A 20,046-nucleotide genomic window follows, 5' to 3' on the forward strand; every position below is an offset into this window, starting at 1 on the left:
AATCAGCCCTACCTGAATCATGAAAAAATATCTGCTTACCCTATCCTTGCTGCCGCTTGCTGTTTTCAACAGCCAAGCCCACGCCGCAAAAATCTACACCTGTGAAGTCAACGGCTCGATTGTCTATACCTCACGCCCAAGCGGCAACTGCCAAGCCGTCAACGATTTGCCGATTGTCGGCAAATACAGCAGCAGCCGATACGATGCCCCGATCAGCGATGCGCCTACACTCAACGCGCCGACATCACAAACGGCTCCGGCAAAAAGCAAAAATACGGCGGCAAAATCCAACCATAAAGCAACGCCTAAACCTGCCCCCGTCCGCACCGCTTCTGAAACGGCTCCTCCTCCGGTTCCCAAATCCTCCGGCGTCAACAGCCGCCGCTCTATTTTGGAAACCGAGTTATCGAATGAACGCGCGGCTTTGGCCGATGCCAAAAAGCAATTAAGCCAAGCGCGGACAGCCAAAGGCGGCAGCGTCAATCAACAGGCCATCAGTACGCTGCAAGGTGCCGTTTTGGATAGGGAGAAAAACATTCAAGCCCTCCAGCGCGAACTGGGCAGAATGTAAGTTCAAATCAATCAAAACATCAGGCCGTCTGAACAGGTGGAAACGAAATCCAAAATTTTCGTCACGCCAAACAGACGGCCTGAATCCCGTAATGATTACGCCCGTTTCAATTTCTCGCGTCTGGTAAATACGGTATAATTTGCCCTTTACGCACATTACCTCCGGTCTTTTCAGACGGCCTTTATCTCATGACTGCAAAATCTTCTAAAACCCAAACAAAAAAACGTACCTCCAACAAACCGGCTGCCAAACCGACCACACGCAAATCCGCCAAAACACAAACTCAAGCCGACAATAAAGTCTCCCAACGCCTGAAAGCCGCCAAAGAGCTGCAAAGAAACGAAGAAAAAAAAGCGCGCCCCGAACATGTCGTCAACTTGATTAATGATGCCTTATGGCTGTTTGGTTTGGTTATCACCATTTATCTGGCCATTTCCCTGGCCAGTTTCAGCATGGACGACCCTGCATGGTCACGCAGCGTTCCCAAAAGCCATGATGTTGCCAACCTCGGCGGCCTTTTTGGTTCCTATCTTTCCGATGTCGGGTATTATTTGTTCGGCCTGTCATTTTGGTGGTGGATTGTCGCCTCTTGCGTTTTCCTCTACAAAAACTTCCGCCCCATGAAAAAGCAGGAAAACCATAAGCCCTACAATCACGGCGTAGCCGCTTTAGCATTATTCCTCCTGCTGGTGTGCAGCCCGATTATCGAGCACTTCCTGTTTGACAACGCATTGAGCGAATCCCTTCCCGTCGGTGCCGGCGGCTTGGTCGGCTTATTGGCCGGCTCAGGCTTGGCTTGGCTGCTGGGCAAATCAGGCAGCCTGTTGATTATGCTGGTGATGTTGCTGTTGTCCATTTCCCTGCTGGCTCAGGTGTCATGGTTGGAAGTCATGGCCAAATCCGGCAGCCATATGGGCGGCCTGTTTGGCAGCCTGATGAAAAAATTGTCTCAATTCAAAAATAAAAAAGAAGACGTCAGCGCCGAAGCTTTGGAAACCCAAAATACGCGCCGCATGGTTAAAGAAGCCAAAACCATTACCGCTACTCCGGTTGCTCCGTTGGCAGGCAGCAGCAGCAACCGTAAAACCGTTGCCGTATCCGTTGCACCGCCTCCTAAAATCCAAACTTCCCTGTTTGACGATACCGAGCCTAAAAACAACGGCGAATACCACAAACCCAATATGAACCTGTTGCGTATGCCGTCTGAAGAACCGGTTGCCGTCAATCCAGATGAATTGCAACAGACTGCAGAATTGATTGAAACCAAACTGGCTGAATTCGGCATCGGCGTACAAGTTGTTTCCGCCACTTCCGGCCCTGTGATTACCCGCTACGAAATCGAACCAGCACAAGGTGTCAAAGGCAGCCAAATTGTCGCCTTATCCAAAGATTTGGCGCGCTCGATGTCTCTGCAAGCGGTACGCATTGTTGAGACCATTGCTGGTAAAAATACCATGGGCATTGAATTACCTAATGAGAAACGCCAAGACGTGATGTTGAGCGAAATCCTCTCTTCACCCGTATTTACCGACGCTAAGTCCAAACTGACCGTCGCGTTGGGTAAAGATATTGCAGGTACGCCCGTGGTCGGCGACTTGGCAAAAATGCCGCATCTTTTGGTCGCTGGTATGACCGGCTCGGGTAAATCCGTCGGCGTGAACGGCATGATTATGTCCATGCTCTTCAAAGCCACGCCCGACGAAGTCCGTTTTATTATGATTGACCCTAAAATGCTGGAATTGAGCATTTACGATGGCATTCCACACCTGCTCTGCCCGGTTGTAACCGATATGCGCGAGGCAGGACAAGCGTTAAACTGGTGCGTTGCCGAAATGGAAAAACGCTATCGCCTGCTCTCACACGCCGGCGTGCGTAATCTGGACGGCTTCAACCAAAAAATTGAGCAGGCCAAAGCGGCAGGCAAGCCATTACTCAATCCATTCAGCTTAAATCCTGACGATCCCGAGCCTCTGGAAAAACTGCCGTTGATTGTGGTCGTCATCGACGAGTTGGCAGACTTGATGATGACCGAACGCAAATCCGTCGAGCAACAAATCGCACGCCTTGCCCAAAAAGCGCGTGCGGCAGGCATCCATATGATTGTCGCCACCCAACGCCCGAGCGTTGATGTGGTTACTGGTCTGATTAAAGCCAATATCCCGACACGCATGGCCTTTACCGTACAAAGCAAAATCGATAGCCGCACCATTCTTGACCAAATGGGTGCAGACGAATTGCTCAAATACGGCGACTCATTGTTCCTGCAACCGGGCAGCGCAGAACCGACACGCCTGCAAGGTGCGTTTGTTTCCGATGATGAAGTGCATCAAGTTGTCAATTTCATCAAAGAACAAGCGCCGACCAATTATGTGGAAGGCTTGCTCAGCGGTGAAGCGGCCATCGAAACCACCAATATTGTCAATCCGAACGCCAACAGCGATGAACTGTTTGATCAAGCAGTTGCCTTCGTATTGGAAAGCCGGAAGACTTCCATCTCCTCCCTGCAACGCCAATTGCGCATCGGCTACAACCGTGCCGCCAATTTAATAGATGCGCTTGAAAATGCCGGCGTGCTTTCTCCGGCAGATGTCAACGGCAGCCGACGGATTCTGGCGCAAAAAGACCAGCTTTAAAAAACAATGTCAAAGCAAAAAGGCCGTCTGAAAAGAATTTCCTACTTTTCAGACGGCCTTTTTATGTTATTCGTGAAACATTGTGTTATACTAAGCAGCTAAATTTTGACCTTATGCATATTCCCGAAATCCTTCGGGGGATTAAGCAGAAGGATAACCGTTTAACACAACAAATTTAAGGGCTTACGATGAGCGTAACTGTTGAAACTTTAGAAAATCTGGAACGCAAAGTAGTATTGTCTCTGCCTTGGTCCAAAATCAACGCAGAAACTGAGAAAAAACTGAAACAAACCCAACGCCGCGCAAAAATTGATGGCTTCCGTCCGGGTAAAGCACCGTTCAAAATGATTGCCCAAATGTACGGCGCAAGCGCACAAAACGACGTTATCAACGAATTGGTACAACGCGAATTCTACGATGTTGCCGTTGCTCAAGAATTGAAAGTTGCCGGTTACCCACGCTTTGAAGCCGTTGAAGAACAAGACGATCAAGAGTCTTTCAAAGTTGCCGCTATTTTTGAAGTCTTCCCCGAAGTAACCATCGGCGACCTGTCTGCCCAAGAAGTAGAAAAAGTAACTGCAACCGTTGGCGATGCCGAAGTTGACCAAACTGTAGAAATCCTGCGCAAACAACGCACCCGTTTCAACCATGTTGACCGCGAAGCCCAAAACGGCGACCGCGTCATCATCGACTTCGAAGGCAAAATCGACGGCGAACCTTTCGCCGGCGGCGCGTCTAAAAACTACGCTTTCGTATTGGGTGCAGGTCAAATGTTGCCTGAATTCGAAGCCGGTGTTGTCGGTATGAAAGCCGGTGAAAGCAAAGACGTTACCGTAAACTTCCCTGAAGACTACCACGGTAAAGATGTTGCCGGTAAATCTGCCGTATTCACCATCACTCTGAACAACGTTTCTGAAGCCACCTTGCCTGAAGTTAACGCTGACTTTGCTAAAGCTCTGGGCATTGAAGACGGCGACGTTGCCAAAATGCGTGAAGAAGTGAAGAAAAACGTCGGCCGTGAAGTTGAACGCCGCATCGGTGAACAAACCAAAGAATCTGTCATGAACGCCCTGCTCAAAGCGACTGACTTGCAAGTTCCTGTTGCTTTGGTCAACGAAGAAGCGGCCCGCTTGGCAAACGAAATGAAACAAAACTTCGTTAACCAAGGTATGGCTGACGCTGCCAACTTGGATCTGCCTTTGGATATGTTCAAAGAACAGGCAGAACGCCGCGTTGCTTTGGGTCTGATTTTGGCTAAATTGGTTGAAGAAAACAAACTTGAGCCAACTGAAGACCAAATCAAAGCCGTTGTTGCCAACTTCGCAGAAAGCTACGAAGATCCTCAAGAAGTTATCGACTGGTACTACGCAGAGCCTTCCCGCCTGCAAGGCCCGACTTCTTTGGCAGTAGAAAGCAACGTTGTTGATTTCGTTCTGAGCAAAGCTAAAGTAACCGAAAAAGCGCTGTCTTTTGACGAAGTAATGGGCGCACAAGCTTAATTGCTCTAAGGCCGTCTGAAACAGACAATCAAAAGCACCGAAGCGCTTTAAATGGCTTTGGTGCTTTTCCATCATTAACAGGAGACAAAAATGTCCTTCGATTTCAATAACTACCTTGTCCCTACCGTTATCGAACAAAGCGGTCGCGGCGAGCGCGCATTCGACATCTACTCACGCCTTTTGAAAGAGCGCATCGTTTTCTTGGTCGGCCCGGTAACAGACGAATCTGCCAATCTGGTTGTCGCGCAACTGCTGTTTTTGGAAAGTGAAAATCCAGATAAAGACATCTTCTTCTATATCAACTCACCGGGTGGTTCGGTTACTGCCGGTATGTCGATTTACGACACCATGAACTTCATCAAGCCTCATGTTTCTACCTTATGCTTGGGCCAAGCGGCAAGCATGGGCGCATTCTTGTTGTCTGCCGGTGAAAAAGGCAAACGCTTTGCCCTGCCCAACAGCCGCATCATGATTCACCAACCGCTCATCAGCGGCGGCTTGGCCGGTCAGGCTTCCGACATTGAAATTCACGCTAAAGAGTTGCTGAAAATCAAAGAGAAACTGAACCGCTTGCTTGCCAAACATTGTGATCGCGATTTGGCCGATTTGGAACGTGATACCGATCGCGACAATTATATGTCTGCCGATGAAGCCAAAGAATACGGTTTGATTGACCAAGTTTTGGAAAACCGCGAATCTCTACAAGCCTAATCTTTATCGGTTTAAATCAAAGGCCGTCTGAACGTATATATTCAGACGGCCTTTCTCCAATCCTACTTCGTATTGTCTTTATTATTCACTTGAACCGGATACAGCAAAATCAAAGGGTTGGCTTTTACTTGGTTCCAAAAACTTTTCAGCAGATTGCGTATACTGCCCAAACGCGTACCGCGGGAGCGGAGCGCAACAGCCAAAGCCAAAGAAAAGCTGACCACTAAATTTACCATACCGATTGCCAATACGCTTGCCAAGCCGAGTATAAACGTGAATACATCTGCATGGCCGCTGATCGCGGCATAACCTAAATTTGCCGAAGAAAACGCCACATGGCGAATATCCAGCGGCAAGCCGAAAAGATGGCCAAAATAGCCGGTCATGCCTAAAAGCATACCGAAAATAAAATTGCCCATAAGCGAGCCGTAATGCTTATGAATATAAGCGGCCAAACGGCGGCGCGGCTGCGGGCGCATGATTTTTCGTAAAAACGGATTAAACGGCAGGCGCTGACGCAGGTTCAGATAATCGGAACGGTTGTCAAAGAAGCCGGCAATAATCCCTGAACAAAACAACCATACACCGGCAATAGCGGCATACCATAAGGTTGGCTGAGTAAAAATCTCAATAGATTTAAGCTGGTAGGCTGTAACCACCTCATTCAACAAGGGATGGCCATGCGTGTAGGCATAGCCCCAAGCGATCCCCGCCGCCAATAATACAGCAATCGATACATTACCAAATACGGCAACACTTTGCGAACGGCACACGTCAATCAGCAGTTTAGCCAATTTATTGTCCACCGCTTTGCTGCCTTCATTCGAGTCCACCTGTTCGGCAAAGCTCGCTGCCGTCATGGCAGGCTGCTTGGTTGCAACGGTGCAGTGCAACATATGAATCAACATAAAGCCCAAACCATAATTGAGCCCGGCTAAGAATGCAGTAGTAAATTCGCCAAACCCCAAAGACGCAATATGGATTTTATTCAATGCCATCAAAGCAATAATTACGCCGCCGCCTGCTGCGGAATAAAACATTTTGAAATATTCGCTACGGTTGCGCGTAATGTAATGCTCACCATGATGACTTTTGTTTTCCGTAATACTGCGTGCCAGCATTCGGATACTGCTTTTACGCAAGTGGCTGGTGCTGTATTGCTCCACCGCCGCATAAATCATCGCATTCATCAGATTGACAGTTAAGCGGGTGCGGCTGGTTTCGATTTGAATATTGGTCAACAATTTCAGGCGGTCTATGGTTTGTTGCAGGCGTTCGAGCAAGTGGGCAACTTTTACTGACGAACCAGACCCTGCTCCGGTACCACGACGGCGCAAATAGTCAATTTGATTTTCACACTGGTCAAACATAACCTCCAAGTGCGCCGTGTCATAAGTTTCTTCACTATGGCGATAATGTTCCACCATCTTCGCAACTTCGCGCTGTAAAGCGACAAATGCAGAATCCGCTTCCAACAAACGGGGGGCAATCCGTATTAAATCCGGCTCAATCGCTTCGGAAGCAATCCAGATGGACAACATTTCTACCGCACGCAAACGTGCATCTGTCAATTGTCGGCTGGCCGTCTGAAGCAAAGCGGGATCCGCCTTAGCCAACAACAATTCATACATACCCAGCCATTGTCGCAAACTCAGTGTTTGCAACCATTTATCATCGTTTTCAGAATGAAAAAGATATAAAAATACTTCGCGCAAGTTGGAAAAATCTTTATAAGACGGGCTGAACCGCTCATAAATCCGTATGCCCATTTCCCGGGTAAAACTATGGCGCGAGAAAATACCCAGCTTAATCAGCGCAGGATAAATGTGAACTTTAGACAGCCAAGTATAAAAGCGCAGGCTGAATTGACGGCATAAAGCATCATCTTGTTTTAACGTAGATAAAATCAAATCAAAACGTTCGGAGGCCTTCTTTTTGCCTCCCCGGCGCAAAAATTTGATTAAGGCATTGAGGATAAGAACAAAGTCGGTATCGTTTAAGCGCTCCGACAAAATAATGTGAAGATTTTGATTAGTCAGTTTTTGCATTGTAGTATTATTACATTAAATTAGGTATTTAGCAAGAACCTTGGTAAACAAGTCGGATTATAGCGTATTCTTTATCAAACTAAGGTATAAGATTTTGATCAATTTCCCTAGAATTCAAAGAATAATCAAATTACATAACAATTATATAATATGAATCAATAATCAAGAAAGGCCGTCTGAATTCTTTCAGACGGCCTGTTACAACAACATACTACATTAATTTAATCCTATGCAAACAAGAGTTTACCACCCTCTTCTTTAACATGGATTGTGCTATCGGGCGCATATTTGCCTTCAAGCAAGGCTTTTGCCAGCGCATTTTCGATTTCAGACTGAATAGCGCGTTTGAGCGGACGGGCACCATACACAGGGTCGAAACCGGCTTTGGCAATCAGATCCAAGGCAGCATCATCGACTTTCAGATGCAGATGTTGCGCTTCCAAACGTTTTTCCAAACCTTTAAGCTGGATTTTCGCAATGCTGCGGATATTGGCCTGATCCAAACCGTGGAACACGACGACTTCGTCAATACGGTTGATCATTTCTGGACGGAAATGTTCTTTCACATCCTCCATCACAACTTCTTTTACTGCTTCGTAGTCCTGAGTACCCATTTGTTGGATATGTTGGCTACCAATATTGGAAGTCATGACGATAACAGTATTTTTAAAGTCCACTGTACGACCTTGTCCGTCGGTCAAACGGCCGTCATCCAAAACTTGCAGCAAGATGTTGAACACGTCTGGATGGGCTTTTTCCACTTCGTCCAAAAGAATCACGCTGTACGGTTTGCGGCGGACTTGTTCGGTCAGGTAGCCGCCTTCTTCGTAGCCGACATAGCCGGGAGGTGCACCGATTAAGCGGGCAACAGCATGTTTTTCCATGTATTCGGACATATCGATACGAATCAGATGATCCTCACTGTCAAACAGGAAGCCTGCCAATGCCTTACACAATTCGGTCTTACCCACACCGGTCGGGCCTAAGAACAAGAAGCTGCCATAAGGTTTATTCGGATCGGCCAAACCGGAACGGCTGCGACGGATAGCGTCGGACACAGCACGTACGGCTTCGTCTTGACCAACCACACGACGGTGCAATACTTCTTCCATCTTCAGCAGCTTGTCGCGTTCACCTTCCATCATTTTTGACACAGGAATGCCGGTCATACGGGAAACAATTTCAGCCACTTCATCCGCGCCAACTTCGGTACGGAAAAGTTTGTTTTGTTTTTTGCCGTCAGGATTGCTTTCCGCAGCTTGCAACTGTGCGCCCAATTTCGGCAACTCGCCGTATTCGAGTTCGGACGCGCGGGCAAAGTCGCCTTGGCGTTTGGCCTGCTCGATTTTGACTTTGATGTCGTCCATCTGTTTCTTAATGTCGGCGGTGCTGGAAGACGCGGCTTTTTCGGCTTTCCAGATTTCGTCCAAATCGGCATATTCTTTTTGCAGACCGTCGATTTCTTCGTCTATCAGTTCCAAACGTTTTTTGCTGGCGTCGTCGCTTTCTTTGGCAACGTGCATTTTTTCCATTTTGAGCTGGATGATGCGGCGGTCGAGTTTATCCATCTGCTCGGGTTTGCTGTCCAACTCCATTTTGATACGGCTGGCGGCTTCGTCAATCAAATCAATCGCTTTGTCGGGCAGGAAGCGGTCGGTAATGTAGCGGTCGCTCAACTCCGCTGCGGCAACGATAGCGGGGTCGGTGATGTCGATGCCGTGGTGGATTTCATAGCGTTCCTGCAAACCGCGCAGGATGGCGATTGTGTCTTCTACGCTGGGCTCGCCGACCAATACTTTTTGGAAGCGGCGTTCGAGTGCCGCATCTTTTTCGATGTATTGGCGGTATTCGTCCAAGGTGGTCGCGCCGATGCAGTGCAATTCGCCGCGCGCCAAAGCCGGTTTCAGCATATTGCCCGCGTCCATCGCGCCGTCGGTTTTACCCGCGCCGACCAAAGTATGGATTTCGTCGATGAAAATCAGGGTGTTGCCGTCGTCTTTCGCCAAATCATTCAACACACCTTTCAAGCGCTCTTCAAATTCGCCGCGGTATTTCGCACCGGCAATCAATGCCGCCAAATCCAAAACCAGCAGGCGTTTGTTGCGCAGGGATTCGGGCACTTCGCCATTAACAATACGTTGCGCCAAGCCTTCAACAATAGCGGTTTTACCCACACCAGGCTCACCAATCAGCACAGGGTTGTTTTTGGTACGGCGTTGTAATACCTGAATCGCACGGCGGATTTCATCATCACGGCCGATAACAGGGTCGAGCTTACCGTCACGGGCGCGTTGAGTCAGGTCGAGCGTGTATTTTTTCAGCGCATCGCGTTGGTCTTCAGCATTGGCATCGTTCACGTTTTGTCCTCCTCTTACCGCATCAATTGCGGCATTGATGTTTTGTTCGGTTGCGCCGGCATCTTTCAAGATTTTGCCGGTCGCATCATTCTGCTGCACCAAAGCCAACAGGAAAAGTTCGCTGGCGATATAGGCATCGCCGCGTTTGGTTGCAGCCTTGTCCATCAGGTTCAATACAGCTTGCAGCTCACGGCTGGGCATAATATCGCCACCCTGGCCGGACACTTTCGGCAGGCTGCTCAAATGTTGCTGCAAACGCTGTTTCACCTGAGGCACATTCACACCTGCATGAGCCAGTAACGCAGCAGCTCCACTGTTTTGATCATCAAGCAATGCTTTTAAGATAAAGCCGGCCTCGAGATAGCTGCTGTCCGCAGCCAAAGCCAGGCTTTGACCTTCTTGCAGAGCTTGCTGAAATTTAGCAGTCAATTTATCAAATCTCATTTTACGTTCCTCTACAAATATATTTCTGTTGAAGCCTATATAGGCGCAAATGTGGATAACTCAAGAGTTATTTTTTCATTAAATAGTAAATTTTATTTATATTATTGTTTTATATTGATTTATTTTTATAATTTTATGTGTATAACTTTTCTTTTCCATTTGCCCCATACGTAAAAGGCCGTCTGAAAAATCAAGAAGAATCAGGTATAATCGGCAACATATTAATTTTCAGACGGCCTTTGCGCCGAAGGATACTTTCATGAGCAAAAAACGAGTTTTAACAGGCGTTACCACAACAGGCATTCCGCACTTGGGCAACTACGTCGGCGCCATCCGCCCGGCTATCCGCGCGGCGCAGGATGCCAATACCGAATCATTCCTCTTTTTGGCCGACTATCATGGCATCATCAAATGTCATGAGCCGGAAATGATTCATCAATCTACTCAAGCTGTTGCCGCTACATGGCTCGCCTGCGGACTCAATCCGGAACAGACCACTTTCTACCGTCAAAGCGATATTCCCGAAGTAATGGAATTGAACTGGATTCTGACCTGTATTACTGCAAAGGGTCTGATGAACCGCGCACACGCTTACAAAGCCGCAGTACAGGCAAATACCGAAAACGGTCAGGAAGATCCGGATCATGGCGTGGAAATGGGCCTATACAGCTACCCTATCCTTATGACTGCCGACATCCTTATGTTCAATGCCCATGAAGTACCTGTCGGTCGCGACCAAATCCAACACGTCGAAATGGCGCGCGATATTGCCGGACGCTTTAACCACCGCTTCCAAGAACTCTTCACCCTGCCCGAAGTAAAAATCGATGAAAATGTCGAACTTTTGGTCGGCTTGGATGGACGCAAAATGTCCAAGTCCTATGGCAATACCATTCCGCTTTGGGAAAACGATAAAAAAACCCAAAAATCGGTCAACAAAATCATCACCAATATGAAAGAACCCGGCGAGCCGAAACAGCCTGATGAAAGTCCTCTGTTTGAAATCTACAAAGCCTTCTCTACGCCGTCTGAAACTGCCGAATTCACACAAATGCTGGCCGAAGGCCTTGCTTGGGGCGAAGCCAAAAAACTCTTGGGCGCAAAAATCAATGCCGAACTCGCAGAACCGCGCGAGCGTTACAATGAGTTGACAGCCAAACCCTCTCAAATTGAAGATATTTTGCAGGCCGGCGCACAAAAAGCGCGTAAAGAAGCAGGCGAATTGTTGGATAAAGTACGCGATGCAGTAGGTATTCGTCCGTTGAAATAATAATAGTAAGGCCGTCTGAAAATTTCAGACGGCCATAATATCGTTTATTATTTGAAATATAATCATTTTTCTAGGGTTTCTCATATGAAAAAAACCTTTCCTCTTATCTTGCTCAGCCTTTCATTGGCTGCCTGCGGCGGCAAGTCTGAAGATACTGCCGCCAATGATGCTGCTTCAGGCAAAGCGCCTAAACCTACCTTTAAAGTCAAATACATCGATGAACAAGCCATAGCCGGTTTGGATTTAGGTACAGCTCAAGAAGGCGAAACTAAAGAAGGTAAAAAACAACGCACCTATCCGATTAACGGCATAGAGGGCGGCGTTATCAATCTGATTGGCAAGCACCCTAACGACTTAGAAGTCATCAGCGGCCAATGCATGGAAAAAAATGAAAAAGGCGTTTCAGCCGGATGGTCAGCCAACGGCGTCTGCCACACTGCCTTTGCAAAAATGGTGGACAATATTGCCCAAGACGGCGGCAAACTGACCGACTATCTGATTTCACACGCTGCTTTACAGCCTTATACCGAAGGCAAAAGCGGTTATGCCGCCGTTCAAAACGGCCGCTATATTTTGGAAATTGACAGCGAAGGCATGTTCTATTTCCGCCGCCGTCATTACTAAAACCCTGCCCATCCATTTTACCCCTGATATAAGGACTGAATCATGGCTCAAGTTACTTTCCAAGGATCACCTATTTCTACAAACGGTAATTTGCCCGCTATCGGCCAAGTTGCATCTGATTTCACATTGGTAGCAGCAGACCTATCTGAGAAATCATTGGCTGACTTTGCAGGCAAACGCAAAGTGCTGAATATTTTCCCTAGCATTGACACCGGCGTATGCGCCCAGTCCGTCCGCACTTTCAACAAACGTGCCTCGTCTTTGGACAATACCGTCGTCTTGTGCATTTCTGCTGATTTACCGTTTGCACAAGCCCGCTTCTGTGGCTCAGAAGGTTTGGAAAATGTAGTAACACTTTCTACATTCCGCAGCAGCTTTTCTAACGATTACGGTGTTACACTGACAGAAAGCCCATTACGCGGCCTAACTGCCCGTGCAGTGGTAGTTTTGAATGAGCAAAACCAAGTTCTCCACGCTGAGTTGGTTTCTGAAATTGCGAATGAACCTGACTACGAAGCTGCTTTGGCCGTTTTGTAATTAACCAAATAAAATCAGGCCGTCTGAAAATTTTCAGACGGCCTTTAGCTTATCCTCAAAATAAAAACGGCAGCTTAAAAGCTACCGTTTTCTGTTTCAAACCTTATACAGATTTATCTGTTTTTTCTGCTTCTACTGATTCAGCAGTCTGAACCTCATGTTGCTCAACAGGTTCAGCAGCTTCAGCAACAGGCGCTTCAGGCTCTTCTACTTTGTCATCACGGACATTGTGGCTGTAATCTTTAGGCGGGCTAGGCTGTTTACCGGCCATAATTTCCAAAACTTGGTCTCGATCGATGGTTTCCCAATCCATCAGTGCTTTGCACATGGTTTCCATCTTATCGCGATTTTCATCCAAGATTTTGTAAGCCACTTGATATTGCTCATCCAAAATACGGCGGATTTCCGCATCGATATCTTGTTGGGTTTTCTCGGAAATATTTTGAGAACGGGTCACGCTGCGACCCAAGAACACTTCACCTTCGTTCTCAGCATAAACCATCACCCCCATTTTATCGCTCATACCATAACGCGTTACCATCTCGCGTGCCATTTGAGTTGCACGCTCAAAGTCGTTAGAGGCACCGGTAGAGATACGGCCGACAAAAATATCTTCAGCAATACGGCCGCCGAACAAAATTGAGATCTGGCTCAACATTTGGTCTTTGTACATGCTGATACGGTCACGCTCAGGCAGTTGCCAAGTCAAACCTAAGGCACGGCCGCGCGGCATAATGGTTACCTTGTGAACCGGATCGGTAAATGGAAGGCTTTCCGCTACGATTGCATGACCGGCCTCATGATAGGCCGTCGCACGTTTTTCATCTTCATGCATCACCATGCTGCGGCGTTCAGGACCCATATAGATTTTGTCTTTCGCATCTTCAAAGTCGCTTTGATCAACTTTAACTTTATTGCGACGACCGGCAAACAAAGCAGCTTCATTGACCAAGTTTGCCAAATCTGCACCTGAAAAACCAGGTGTACCACGAGCCAAAGAAGTCAAATCTACAGATGCATCCAAAGGCACTTTTTTAGCGTGGACGTTCAAGATTTGCTCACGGCCACGAATATCAGGCAATGGAACAACGACTTGACGGTCAAAACGGCCTGGACGCTGCAATGCAGGGTCAAGTACATCAGGACGGTTGGTTGCTGCAATCACAATAACGGTTTGATTACTTTCAAAACCATCCATTTCAACCAACAATTGGTTTAATGTTTGCTCACGCTCATCATTGCCACCGCCCAAACCGGCACCGCGCTGACGGCCGACCGCATCAATTTCATCAATAAAGATGATGCATGGTGCGTTTTTCTTGGCCTGCTCGAACATATCGCGGACACGGCTCGCACCGACACCGACAAACATTTCTACAAAGTCAGAACCTGAAATACTGAAGAATGGTACACCTGCCTCACCGGCAATCGCTTTGGCCAGTAATGTTTTACCCGTACCGGGGCTACCTGCCAACAAAATACCGCGCGGCACACGACCGCCTAAGCTTTGATAACGATTGGGGGCTTTTAAATAATCTACGATTTCTTGTACTTCTTCTTTTGCCTCATCACAACCGGCAACATCGGCAAAAGTCACTTTATTGGAATCTTTATCCAACAAACGCGCACGGCTTTTACCAAAAGAGAAGGCACCGCCTTTACCGCCACCGCCGCTTTGCATGCGCATGAAGTAGAACCATGCACCAATCAACAACAAAACAGGTAGCAGGCTGTAAAACAGACTGGCCAGCATGCTTGGTTTTTCTTCCGGAGTCACTTTGACGCGTACTTTGTTGTCCAACAGTGTTTTAACCAAGTTGTCATCCAAAGGCGCATTGGTATAGAAGGCAGTTTTATCGGTGCGCTCACCTTTAATCAGATAGCCGCTGACAACAGATCCTTCGATATTGACATTGGATACTTCGCCACTATTAACTTGCTGAATAAATTGAGAATATTCGATTTGCTGTTTATCTTCCTGCTTATCGCTGAGTGCATTGAATGCTGCTAAAAGCATAGCACCACCCACTACCCAGACTAATATGTTTTTAATGGTATTCCCCACTGAACAGGCTCCATGGTTACAAAATAAATAAAATCAAGGGAAAGAATTTTAAAGCACCCACCCTACATTGTCAGCGTTTATTTTTGCCTAATAGGTAAATCTCACTGGAACGATTGCGGGAAGCATCCGGCTTTCGAGTTTGCACACTGGCAAAAATTTCGCGCATTGCCGCCGTATATTCCTGATAGCCCGCGCCTTGAAACACCTTCACCAAAAAACTGCCTCCGGGTTTCAAGTGCTGCGAGGCAAAATCCAAAGCCAGTTCACACAGGTAAAAACTGCGTGCCTGGTCTGTTACGGCATTGCCTGACATATTGGGTGCCATATCACAGATTACAAGGTCTAACGGGCGATTATCCAATAAGGCTTCAAACTGCTCCAAAACAGCATCTTCTCGAAAATCACCCTGAATAAACGAAACGCCTTCAATCGCATCCATCGGTAAAATATCCAAAGCAAACACCGCCCCTGTTTTACCGACCAGCTTGGCTGCCACCTGCGACCAACTACCCGGTGCACTACCCAAATCCGCCAAGACCGTACCCGGCTTGATCAATTTATCTTTCTGATTGATTTCTAATAATTTATAAGCCGCTCGGGCACGATATCCATCCTTTTGTGCCATATGGACATAATGATCGTTGACATGCTCATGCAGCCATGCTTTTGAAGATTTTGAGCGTACAGCCATCTTGGTTTGAAATGCTTAAGTTTAAAACCAGTATTGTACGTTATTTCCCCCGTAAATGTTCTAAATCGCGTACAATATAGCCATTATTCTTTTTAATTGGATACTTATCAAAATGAGCGACAACAAACTAAGCACCAAAGAAATTTTGGCCTTGAAAGCCCAGGCACACCACCTCCATCCCGTTGTTATGGTTGGCCAACAAGGTTTGACTGACTCTGTCATTAAAGAAACCGACGCCGCATTGACAGCACACGAATTGATTAAAGTCCGCGTTTTTGGCGATGACCGTGCAGAACGTATTGAAATTTGCAATGCCCTGTGTGAAACACTGGGTGCCCAACTGGTTCAACACATTGGTAAATTACTTGTTTTATGGCGTAAAAAACCGGACGAAGAGTAATTCGAACTGAACAAACAGCAGAAGTATTTTCTCAACCCACTTTGTTCCATCTTCTGTTGTATTTATGCAGCATAAAACAATTTATTCCATCATTCTAAGTATAAAAATACAAATACGGTTGCCTGTTTTTGTAAATAACCCCAAAATTACAAAATCATAACGGCCGCACCCTGTCGGCCGATTATTTTATCCTTGAATCCTTCATAAACATAAAAAACGATGAATGCTCAACAATATGAAGAATCTTTTCTTCTAGCAGAAAAATTAATCACTCAAGACCCTCCTGACTTTGCACGAGCCATCCCATTGCTCTGCGAGGCAGCAGAAGCCGGGCATATTGAGGCCGCATTTCAGCTAGCAGGATGCCTGATCGAACACCACGAAAATGCGCAAGATTTAGCAATTGCAGTTGAATATTTAAAGCAAGCTGCAAGAGCTGGTCATCCATATGCCCGCTATAATCTTCTCCAGTTACAAGAAAATAATGGAATAGAAATAGAAAAGCTCATTGCAGCCTATCAAGAGCTTGCTGAAGAAGGATTAGCCCCAGCACAACTACGCCTCATGCGTTTATATGCAGATAATGGCAATGACCAAGAAGCAGTCAAATGGGCATTGAAAGCTGCCGAACAGCAAAATCCTCAGGCACAATACTTCTTAGCCCAACATTACCAATATTCCAGCTCTTCTGATTTGGAATATTCTCATAAACTTTATCAACAATCTGCTGCGCAGGGATTTATTGCAGCACACTGGCAACTCGGTCTCCAATACAAATTGGGGCAAGGTGTCGCACAAAATCCTGAAAAAGCAATCGAACATTTACGTATTGCCGCCGATTACGACATTGTTCCAGCGCAAACTTCTCTTGCAGAACTCTTAGCCGCATCAAATCCTGCTGAAGCATTGGAATGGTTTGAAAAAGCTGCTGCACAAGGTGACAGCAATGCGAATGTAGCACTTGCCGAAATCTATCTCCTAGGCAAAAACACCGAACGAGACCCTCAAAAGGCCTATCAGCATGCTAAATTTGCTGCGGATCAAAATGATCCGGAAGGTTTGCGTCTTTTAGGTGATATCTATCGCTACGGATTGGGACGAGCAGTTGATGCAGACACCGCCCGTCAATATTATCAACGCTCGGCTGATTTAGGCAATCTTGCCGCTTACCAAAAACTTCTGTCTGACAGCGCATTGAATAACCAGCAAAACTATGAGCTAACCAAAGAAATCGCCCTCCAACGTCAGGAAGCCGAGCGTCTGTACAAGCTGGCATTTGCAGCACACTATGGCTTAAAACGCAAACAGAATTACGCTGAAGCACTGGAGTTATACCATCAGTCCGCAGAACGTGGGCACAGCAAATCCCAAACCAATCTTGGCATGATGTATTACTGCGGACAAGGTGTACCTGTCGACTACGCCCAAGCTGCAAAATGGTTTGAAGCAGCGGCCAAACAAAGAGACACGATGGCTCAATATAATCTTGCCTGCCTGTATTATCACGGCATGGGTGTAAAAAAAGACATCAACAATGCTTGCTTCTGGCTGCAAGAAGCCATCCAACATGGACATGAACAGCAAGACGTTCTCAAAGAGCTTTTGACTCAATGGAAGCAATTCGCTCAAAAAGGCTCTACCGATTAAAGGCCGTCTGAAATTCTAACTTCCTACATAAATGACATGTCAGCGCTAAAGTAGCCTGTACATGTCATTTTTTTCATTTACCCTTCCTCAACAATCGCCATCCTCAAATCCCATTTCTCCTTAATCTCTTTAGAGTCTTCAGACGACCTATTCTCTTTGTAAAAGACCAGATAATCTAAATTTAATTTTCTATTTACAACAAAATTTGAAAAATATTTTTCGTATACGAATCCATTTACTCAAATATCTGATACTTTTTTACTGTATCCACTCAATATCCCGATTTAAAAACAAGCTCCATAACTCTTTAAAAAAATCCTAATTTCAACGTCTAAATCCTATCAATATCTACAGCACAATTTGCCAGTTTGCCCAATTACTGATAGCATTTGCAGGTTAGCTGGTTTGTAAAAAGTTCAATTCTTTCTGATTTTTTATCAACGGTTATAACGTATTGAAAATATTTCAGTAATTAAAACTTTTTTCGAATTTGACTCTAGGAATTTTCGTTTTTAACTCACATTTGTTGATAAACGAAAATATCGGGGTACTACTCCGTCATTGAAAAACACTCAACACAAGGATAGATATTATGTCCACCCAATTACACGATGTTGACCCAATTGAAACCAAAGAATGGTTAGACGCGTTAAGCTCTGTTTTAGAATATGAAGGTAGCGAACGCGCCCAATACCTGCTGGAAAGTTTGGTCAAATACAGCCGTGACAAAGGCATCCGTATGCCTCACGGCACCACTACTCCATACTTGAACACCGTTTCCGTTGAAGACGAAAAAGGCATCCCTGGCGACCAAAACATCGAACACCGCATCCGTGCATTCGTTCGTTGGAATGCTGCCGCTATCGTTTTGCGCGCAGGTAAAAAAGATTTGGAATTGGGTGGACATATTGCATCTTTCCAATCTGCTGCGACCATGTACGAAGTCGGCTTCAACCACTTCTGGAAAGCTAAAGGCGAAGGCGAAGAAGGCGATTTGGTATTCTTCCAAGGCCACGTTGCCCCTGGCATCTACGCACGCGCTTTCGTTGAAGGCCGTCTGACTGAAGACCAGCTGAACAACTTCCGTCAAGAAGTTGACGGTAAAGGTTTGCCTTCTTACCCTCACCCTCACCTGTTGCCTGACTTCTGGCAATTCCCAACCGTATCTATGGGTCTGGGCCCATTGATGGCGATTTACCAAGCACGCTTCCTGAAATACTTGGAATCTCGCGGCCTGGCCAAAACCAAAGGCCGTAAAGTATGGGTATTCTGTGGCGACGGCGAAATGGACGAACCTGAAAGCCAAGGTGCTATTGCTCTGGCTTCACGCGAAGGCTTGGACAACTTGGTATTCGTCATTAACTGTAACCTGCAACGTTTGGACGGCCCAGTACGCGGTAACGGCAAAATCATTCAAGAACTGGAAGGCAACTTTGCCGGCGCCGGCTGGAATGTTGTGAAAGTCATCTGGGGTCGTCGTTGGGACCGCCTCTTGGCAAAAGACAAAGATGGCATCCTGCGCAAACGTATGGAAGAGTGCTTGGACGGTGACTACCAAACTTACAAATCCAAAGACGGCGCATACGTTCGCGAACACTTCTTCAATACGCCTGAACTGAAAGCATTGGTCGCCGATATGACTGATGACGAAATTTGGGCATTGAACCGCGGTGGTCATGACCCTCAAAAAGTGTACAACGCTTACGACCGCGCTGCGAACCACGCCAACGGCAAACCTACTGTAATCTTGGCAAAAACCATTAAAGGTTACGGTATGGGCGCATCCGGCGAAGGTCAAAACGTTGCCCACCAAGCCAAAAAAATGGACAAAGCATCTCTGAAACAATTCCGTGACCGCTTTGATATTCCTGTGACTGACGAGCAAATCGACAGTGGCGACCTGCCTTACCTGACTTTTGCTCCTGACAGCGAAGAATACAAATACCTTCATGCACGCCGCGAATCTTTGGGTGGCTACCTGCCTCAACGCAACCCTACCCAAGACGTTCTGGAAGTGCCTGAACTGTCAGCATTTGATGCCCAAATGAAATCCAGCGGTGACCGTGAATTCTCCACCACCATGGCTTTCGTTCGCATCCTGTCTACTTTGCTGAAAGACAAAAAAATTGGCAAACGCGTTGTACCTATCGTTCCTGACGAAAGCCGTACTTTCGGTATGGAAGGTATGTTCCGCCAATACGGCATTTGGAACCCTAAAGGCCAACAATACACCCCTCAAGATAAAGACCAACTGATGTTCTACAAAGAATCCGTCGACGGTCAAATCTTGCAAGAAGGTATTAACGAGCCAGGCGCAATGGCTGACTGGATCGCTGCTGCAACCAGCTACGCCAACAGCAACTTTGCGATGATTCCTTTCTACATCTACTACTCTATGTTCGGTTTCCAACGTATCGGCGACTTGGCATGGGCTGCCGGCGATATGCACGCACGCGGCTTCCTGTTGGGTGGTACTGCCGGCCGTACAACGCTGAACGGTGAAGGTCTGCAACACGAAGACGGCCACAGCCATATTCAAGCAGATTTGA

General features: G+C 46.8%; 13 protein-coding genes and 1 pseudogene. 10 read left to right on the plus strand and 4 right to left on the minus strand.

The annotated features are described in order from the left end of the window. Nucleotides 1-19 precede the first annotated feature (19 nt). From ACTHUT_RS02865 to clpP, 4 genes and pseudogenes are all read left to right on the plus strand, one after another. Complete coding sequence (locus tag ACTHUT_RS02865) at nt 20-571, plus strand: hypothetical protein (RefSeq protein ID WP_440386407.1); 552 nt, start codon at nt 20-22, stop codon at nt 569-571. Between the two features lie 287 nt (nt 572-858). After that, nucleotides 859-3,204, plus strand: a pseudogene (locus ACTHUT_RS02870) (DNA translocase FtsK); the annotation flags it as partial. A gap of 188 nt (nt 3,205-3,392) precedes the next feature. Continuing rightward, on the plus strand, nt 3,393-4,703 hold the full coding sequence (gene tig / locus ACTHUT_RS02875; protein ID WP_070837884.1) for a trigger factor: 1,311 nt from the start codon (nt 3,393-3,395) through the stop codon (nt 4,701-4,703). Between the two features lie 90 nt (nt 4,704-4,793). Further along, the gene (clpP, locus tag ACTHUT_RS02880) at nt 4,794-5,414 is read left to right on the plus strand and encodes an ATP-dependent Clp endopeptidase proteolytic subunit ClpP (protein ID WP_049349799.1); all 621 of its coding nucleotides are present in this window, start codon (nt 4,794-4,796) and stop codon (nt 5,412-5,414) included. Between the two features lie 62 nt (nt 5,415-5,476). Here clpP and ACTHUT_RS02885 read toward each other — a convergent pair whose 3' ends face one another. Both ACTHUT_RS02885 and clpB read right to left on the minus strand, forming a co-directional pair. Next, the gene (locus ACTHUT_RS02885) at nt 5,477-7,462 is read right to left on the minus strand and encodes a site-specific recombinase (RefSeq protein WP_440386406.1); all 1,986 of its coding nucleotides are present in this window, start codon (nt 7,460-7,462) and stop codon (nt 5,477-5,479) included. 227 nt (nt 7,463-7,689) lie between these two features. After that, nucleotides 7,690-10,263, minus strand: a complete 2,574-nt coding sequence (gene clpB, locus ACTHUT_RS02890) for an ATP-dependent chaperone ClpB (RefSeq protein ID WP_440386405.1) — start codon at nt 10,261-10,263, stop codon at nt 7,690-7,692. Between the two features lie 259 nt (nt 10,264-10,522). Between clpB and trpS the strand changes: the two genes are divergently transcribed. The 3 genes from trpS (at nt 10,523) to tpx (ending at nt 12,694) form a co-directional block, all read left to right on the plus strand. Beyond that, a complete protein-coding gene (gene trpS / locus ACTHUT_RS02895; protein ID WP_440386404.1) occupies nt 10,523-11,533 on the plus strand; it encodes a tryptophan--tRNA ligase in 1,011 nt (336 codons plus the stop codon). Between the two features lie 84 nt (nt 11,534-11,617). Continuing rightward, nucleotides 11,618-12,157 (plus strand): hypothetical protein, encoded by a 540-nt coding sequence (locus ACTHUT_RS02900; RefSeq protein ID WP_188211696.1) that lies wholly within the window; start codon nt 11,618-11,620, stop codon nt 12,155-12,157. Between the two features lie 42 nt (nt 12,158-12,199). Next, nucleotides 12,200-12,694: a thiol peroxidase gene (tpx, locus tag ACTHUT_RS02905; RefSeq protein ID WP_440386403.1), complete on the plus strand. Its 495-nt coding sequence runs from the start codon at nt 12,200-12,202 to the stop codon at nt 12,692-12,694. A gap of 103 nt (nt 12,695-12,797) precedes the next feature. On the opposite strand, the gene ftsH is transcribed toward tpx, so the two are convergent. Together ftsH and rlmE are read right to left on the minus strand one after the other, a co-directional pair. After that, on the minus strand, nt 12,798-14,759 hold the full coding sequence (gene ftsH, locus ACTHUT_RS02910; protein ID WP_440386402.1) for an ATP-dependent zinc metalloprotease FtsH: 1,962 nt from the start codon (nt 14,757-14,759) through the stop codon (nt 12,798-12,800). A 70-nt stretch (nt 14,760-14,829) separates the two neighbouring features. Continuing rightward, entirely contained in the window at nt 14,830-15,450 is a 621-nt protein-coding gene (gene rlmE, locus ACTHUT_RS02915; RefSeq protein ID WP_150537380.1) for a 23S rRNA (uridine(2552)-2'-O)-methyltransferase RlmE, read from the minus strand. Nucleotides 15,451-15,562: 112 nt separating this feature from the next. Here rlmE and yhbY point away from each other — a divergent pair, with 112 nt between their 5' ends. The 3 genes from yhbY to aceE form a co-directional block, all read left to right on the plus strand. After that, nucleotides 15,563-15,850 (plus strand): ribosome assembly RNA-binding protein YhbY, encoded by a 288-nt coding sequence (gene yhbY, locus ACTHUT_RS02920; protein ID WP_049323205.1) that lies wholly within the window; start codon nt 15,563-15,565, stop codon nt 15,848-15,850. Nucleotides 15,851-16,069: 219 nt separating this feature from the next. Beyond that, nucleotides 16,070-17,497 (plus strand): tetratricopeptide repeat protein, encoded by a 1,428-nt coding sequence (locus ACTHUT_RS02925; protein WP_440386401.1) that lies wholly within the window; start codon nt 16,070-16,072, stop codon nt 17,495-17,497. Between the two features lie 592 nt (nt 17,498-18,089). Further along, the coding region (aceE, locus tag ACTHUT_RS02930) for a pyruvate dehydrogenase (acetyl-transferring), homodimeric type (protein ID WP_440418671.1) at nt 18,090-20,046 on the plus strand (1,957 nt) is incomplete at its 3' end.

It is taken from the genome of Neisseria sp. P0022.S010 (assembly GCF_051956635.1).